The sequence below is a fragment of the Betaproteobacteria bacterium genome (assembly GCA_016791345.1).
Lineage (GTDB): Bacteria > Pseudomonadota > Gammaproteobacteria > Burkholderiales > JAEUMW01 > JAEUMW01.
Map to the genome: position 1 here is coordinate 1 of JAEUMW010000380.1, position 5,632 is coordinate 5,632.

A 5,632-nucleotide genomic window follows, 5' to 3' on the forward strand; every position below is an offset into this window, starting at 1 on the left:
TGCGGCGGCTGGGACAACGACTATCATCCGGTCGCGACCGCGGCCGCGGTGACCGCGACGGTGGCCGTGACGTCCGCGGTGGTCGGCTCCATCGTGCGCAGCGTCCCGCCCAGCTGCGTTCCGGTGAATTACGGCGGGATGATCTATCAGCAGTGCGGCAGCACCTGGTACATGCCGCAGGGGTCACAGTACGTGGTGGTGAATCCGCCCTATTGAAGCGGAGTGCGCCCCTCAACGCGGGCAGTTCCTTCCAAACGGGGAGCAGCGCTCCGCTGTGCCGCGTCCGCCTGCAGATGCGGGCCATCCGCGGGCTTGAGCATCGGTTGAGGAAACCCGACGTGATCGAAGGAGCTGCTTCAGCGAAAGTCGTCCGCGAGCACTTTCGGCGAGCGATCGATGCTGAACAGCACGGCGATGAGAAGGACTGTTGCGATCAGCATCAGCAGCGGACCGAACAGCGAAAAGACCAGCGGCACCGAGTAGTAGTAGGCGCGCACCCCGATGCTGTGCCAGCTGCCCGCGCGATTGAGATGCAGTGCTACATGGTCGGGGGAGATCGTACGGTGCCGCAGCGTTTCCGGCACGTTGATCATGAAACCGACATGGATGAAGAGCCGGATCGCGAGGGTAAAGGAGAAGAAGGCGAGGAAGAGATCGAGCAGCAGGAACACCACCTTGAGCGTCCACAGCGAGGGGTGCGAACTGCCGAAGATGTTGAGGCTGTGCCAGGTCGTCTCGAGCTTGTCGCTTTGCCCGCTCAGCGAGAGCACGCCCAGCATCAGCAGGACCGCGGTGGAGGCGAGAAAGGTCGGGCCCATGATCGCGTTGCGCAGGGTCTGCACCGCCAGAATGTCCTTGCCCGGTGTGGTCATGATGCTGTGAACCCATGCCGCCCGCGCAGCGGCGTTGACACCCTGCACCGTATAGAACCGATCGCCGCGCACCTTGCTCCAGCGGAACAGCTCGTAGGCCGCGAGCAGCAGCATGCACCCCAGGAAACCCCAGAGTTCGGCGCCCAACTGGTCCATACCTGGCACGCGCGCTTCTCCGGCGAAGGCCTGGCCGCGTTTCGCGCGAGCCAGTTGCGGTGCCAGATTATAGCGCTGTCAATCACCACCCGCCGACATGCACCCGGGCACGGTGTTAAGAGCACATGATCTGTCCGGATGAGTAGCACGTAATCTGTCCGGTTTTGGGGTGGGAGATGGAAGCACCTCGGAGCCGGGCACGATGGCTACAGGAGACCCGGACGATGAGATTCGAAGAGGCGTATGCAGGATGGCAGGCGGGGCGGTTGCGGCAGGAGGAAGCAGCGCGGCTGCTTGGGGTGTGCGAGCGCAGCTTTCGGCGCTACATCGATCAAAAAATCAGACAGTCCCCCGCGAGACGCGTCTTAAAAGCCCGACGTCGCTTCCGTTGGGGGCGCTGACTGAATGTCCGGCACGTTGCGTTGATTGTTTGCGAATTTCTCGGCCACTCCACAAATAGAATCGGCTAGCGCGGATCCGTTATTTCCGCCGTCGCGAACATAGTCATAGCTCTCGATGAGTTTTCCGTCCAAATCCCATTCGACAAGCTTCCCCATGCCCTTGCCGCAGTCTTCCGCGGTTACGCCCATCCGATAGAAATGCGTGCGCCCCATGCTTCGATCGCGGGCAATAATGGTCGCCAAGGGCATGTCGTTGTTGTTTTTCTTGAACTCGAAAGAGCCCTTCCGGACGTCAAATACTCCGACCTGCGTCCAATGTTCGTCGTTTGCTATTGCTGCCGGTCCCGGGGCGCTGGCGCACCCGGTTAAGCTCCCGGCCAAGAGCGCCGCCAATAAAGTCTTGTTCACGCTATTCCCCTTACTTGTAAATGTCCGCCCGCATCCCCGCGCGCCGGCGCCAGAAACACCATGGTAGGCGGGTACCGCTTTTCACCGAGGCGTGGCCGACGAGAGTGCCCTGGCACTTCCTGCCATCGCCGCGAGACACGCACCGAGGTGCCGCGCCCCGACTCGCAGGAAAGTTGTGCAGCCTTTGCTCCTGGCAGGCGGTGTGGTATACCCACGCACTGAGTGGTGCTGTGAGGTGGCTACCACTTGAAACTTGTGGGTAGATTCGCGGGTATATTCTCAAGCTGAAGGTGCAGGGCTCCCGCCATCATTGGAACTGCGGCCGAAAAGCGGTGCCCGCAGTCCACTCGACCCTTACGTCAGTTGGTTCAATAGTGCTGTTCTGCACACCATTCGCTTCCGGATCGTCCATACGACGCTCGGCATGGGATTGCGCACTCCTCACCTGTGTCGTGCTTCCGCGAACGCGACAGGTAGATCCCGGCAGTGAGAAGGTCCTTGTGATGCAGGACTTGGCTCGATCGGGCCTCTCGACATTTTTGTTCGGCAGTCGACTACTCACTTGCACCGAAGGTCGTATAGGCGTGGTGCGGGCCTTTCTATCGTCCGGCGCTCCGGACCGAAATCACGACTCAATGCTTCGTACGGACGATTCCGTACGGAACTCGGTGACCTGAGATGCCAGGAGAATCAGCACTCGCCGGTCTGCGGGTGATCGAGATGGGGACGCTGATCGCGGGACCGTTCGCCGCGCGGTTGCTGGCGGAGTTCGGCGCAGAGGTGATCAAGATCGAATCGCCCGAAGGAGGAGACCCGCTGCGTTCGTGGCGCAAGCTCCATCAGGGCACTTCGCTTTGGTGGTTTCTCCAGGCGCGCAACAAGAAGTCGGTCACCGTCAACCTGAAGAGCGAAGCCGGTCAAGGGATCGTGCGCGAACTTGCCGCGACCGCGGACGTGCTGATCGAGAATTTCCGCCCCGGCACGCTGGAAAAATGGGGGCTGGGTTGGGAGGCGCTGTCGGGGCTCAACCCGCGGCTCGTGATGGTGCGCATCTCGGGGTTCGGTCAGACCGGGCCGTACCGTGACCAGCCCGGTTTCGGCGCGATTGGCGAGTCCATGGGCGGGCTTCGCTTCCTCACGGGATATCCGGATCGTCCGCCGGTGCGCGTCGGCGTAAGCATCGGGGACTCGATCGCGGCGCTGCATGCCGTGATCGGGACGCTCGCGGCGCTGCGGCACCGCGACCGGACCGGCAAAGGGCAGGTGGTCGATGTTGCGCTCTACGAGGCGGTCTTCAATCTCATGGAGAGTCTGCTGCCGGAGTACGGCATGTTTCGGATGGTGCGCGAGCGCACGGGCAGCTCTTTGCCCGGCATCGTGCCATCCAACACCTACGTGACCCGCGACGGTAAGTACGTGGTGATCGGTGCCAATGCGGACAGCATCTTCAGGCGCATGATGCGCGCGATCGGGCGCGACGATCTGGCCGACGACCCCGAACTCACCCACAACGATGGCCGCGTAGCGCGCACGGAGACAATCGAGCAGGCGATCAGCGCGTGGACGTCGCAGCACGATCTCGACGACATCCTGCGGGTGCTGGGCGCGGCCGAGGTGCCGAGCGCCAAGATCTACGACATTGCGGACATCGTTGCCGACGCACACTACCAGGCGCGGGGGATGATCGAACAACTGCATCTCGCCGATGGGCAGACGCTGCTTGCGCCCGGCATCGTGCCGAAACTTTCCGCCACACCCGGAGCCACGGCGTGGCTCGGCCCGGAACTCGGCGCGCATACCGCCGAGGTGCTGTCGGAACTGGGCTACGACACGGCTGCCATCACTGCGCTGCGTGCCGAAGGTGTGATCTGATTCACCATTCCGATCCCAACTGCACGTGACGAATCCGCAGTCTGCACTTGCCGCCGGCGTGCGGCCCGTCGAGGTCTGGGCGTGGGCGATGTTCGACTTCGCCAACTCGGGCTACACGACCGTCGTCCTCACCGCGATCTTCAGTGCCTACTTCGTCTCGGTCGTCGCCGAGAACGCGGCCTGGGGCACTCTGGCGTGGACGCTGAGCCTCGCCGTGTCGTATGCCCTGATCATGTTCACGGGTCCGCTCGTCGGTGCCTACGCCGACGCCCATGCGGCGAAGAAGCGCGTGCTGATGGTGACGACGGCGGCCTGCGTGCTCGCCACCGCGGCGCTGGCAACGGTTGGCCGCGCCGACCTCGCGCTCGCCATCGCCCTGATCATCGTGTCGAACTACTGCTTCGGCACCGGCGAGAACCTGATCGCGGCCTTCCTGCCGGAGATCGCGGACGGCGAGTCGATGGGCAAGGTGTCGGGTTGGGGATGGGCACTCGGTTACGTCGGCGGATTGCTCAGTCTGGGGCTGTGTCTCGCCTATCTGAAATGGGCGAGCGACCGCGGGGTTGCCACGGAGGCCGCCGTGCCGGTCACCATGCTGATCACGGCGGGCCTGTTTGCGCTTGCCAGCCTGCCCACGTTCCTGCTTCTGAAGGAGCGGGCCGTGCCGCAAGCCGGTCCGGCGCGGCTCTTCCACGACACGTTCGGGCGCCTCGGCGAGACGGTCCGCCGTGCGCGCCGCTTCCAGGATCTGTGGCGGTTTCTGGTGTGCATCGTGTTCTATCAGGCGGGCATCCAGGCGGTGATCAGCCTCGCTGCGATCTACGCGGAGCAGGCGATGGGTTTCACGACGAAGGAAACATTGACGCTCCTGCTCGTCACCAACGTGACCGCCTCCGTCGGTGCGCTGCTCTTTGGACAGGTGCAGGACCGGATCGGCCACAAGGCCACCCTCACCATCACGCTGCTCTGCTGGATCGGCACCATCGCGCTGGTGTGGGCGGCGGGAGGTCCGGTCGCGTTCTGGATCGCCGCAAACTGCGTCGGCATCTGCCTCGGTGCGAGCCAGTCGGCCGGGCGGGCGCTGGTGGGCTACCTGTCGCCGGAGAAGCACGTGGCGGAGTTCTTCGGCCTGTGGGGACTGGCGGTGAAGCTCTCGGCCATCCTCGGGCCAGTCACCTACGGTCTGGTGTCGTGGCTTTCCCGCGGCGACCATCGGCTTGCGATGATGATGACCGGCAGCTTCTTCCTCGTCGGCCTCGTGCTGCTCCACACGGTCAACGTCAGGCGCGGGCGTGAAGCGACGCTCGCTTACAACACGCCCGCCTGACGGCGGGGTGCGCTCAGGTCGGCGGGGCGAGGACGCCGCGCAGCCAGCGCGAGATGTCCGCCACTTCCTCCCAGACGACCGAGTGCTCCATCTGGTATTCGTGCCACTGCACGTCGTAGCCGAGCCGCTCCAGCAACTGCCGCGACGACCCCGCAAGCCAGAGGGGAATGATCGGATCCGCAGTCCCGTGCGCCATGAAGATCGGCACATCGCGATTGGCGGGCGACATCTCGGCTTCGAGCGTCTTCGACACCGGCACATAAGTGGACAGCGCCAGAATTCCAGCCAGGCGCTCGGGGTAGCGCAGTCCCGTGTGCAGGGCCATCGCGCCGCCCTGCGAGAACCCGGCGAGCACGATGCCCCGGGAGGGAATGCCGCGCTCGTTCTCGTGCCGGATCAGTGCCTCGATCATCTCCTGCGACTCGCGCACGCCGGCTTCGTCCTCGCGGCGCGAAAAATCGTCGCTCACCACGTCGTACCAGGCGCGCATCTGGAAGCCGCCGTTGATGGTGACTGCGCGCACCGGAGCGTGCGGGAAGATGAAGCGGATCGGCCGCACCGGCAATTCCATCTCGTCGATGATCGGCACGAAGTCG

The 5,632-nt window shown here is 64.1% G+C and carries 6 protein-coding genes; 3 read left to right on the forward strand and 3 right to left on the reverse strand.

Features of this window, described 5'->3' with window-relative positions; all coding sequences use genetic code 11:
* The coding region (locus tag JNK68_14655) for a hypothetical protein (GenBank protein ID MBL8541585.1) at positions 1 to 216 on the forward strand (216 nt) is incomplete at its 5' end.
* Positions 217 to 356: 140 nt separating this feature from the next.
* Here JNK68_14655 and JNK68_14660 read toward each other — a convergent pair.
* A complete protein-coding gene (locus JNK68_14660) occupies positions 357 to 1,028 on the reverse strand; it encodes a DUF599 domain-containing protein (GenBank protein ID MBL8541586.1) in 672 nt (223 codons plus the stop codon).
* Between the two features lie 365 nt (positions 1,029 to 1,393).
* Positions 1,394 to 1,837 carry a hypothetical protein gene (locus tag JNK68_14665; GenBank protein ID MBL8541587.1) on the reverse strand — a complete coding sequence of 148 codons (444 nt, stop codon included), beginning with the start codon at positions 1,835 to 1,837 and terminating at the stop codon, positions 1,394 to 1,396.
* Positions 1,838 to 2,515: 678 nt separating this feature from the next.
* On the opposite strand from JNK68_14665, the gene JNK68_14670 reads away from it, so the two are divergent.
* Both JNK68_14670 and JNK68_14675 read left to right on the forward strand, forming a co-directional pair.
* Entirely contained in the window at positions 2,516 to 3,709 is a 1,194-nt protein-coding gene (locus tag JNK68_14670; GenBank protein ID MBL8541588.1) for a CoA transferase, read from the forward strand.
* An 88-nt stretch (positions 3,710 to 3,797) separates the two neighbouring features.
* Positions 3,798 to 5,036, forward strand: a complete 1,239-nt coding sequence (locus JNK68_14675; GenBank protein MBL8541589.1) for an MFS transporter — start codon at positions 3,798 to 3,800, stop codon at positions 5,034 to 5,036.
* Positions 5,037 to 5,049: 13 nt separating this feature from the next.
* Here the strand turns inward: JNK68_14675 and JNK68_14680 are convergent.
* A partial coding sequence (locus JNK68_14680) for a carboxylesterase (protein ID MBL8541590.1) occupies positions 5,050 to 5,632 on the reverse strand: 583 nt, incomplete at its 5' end.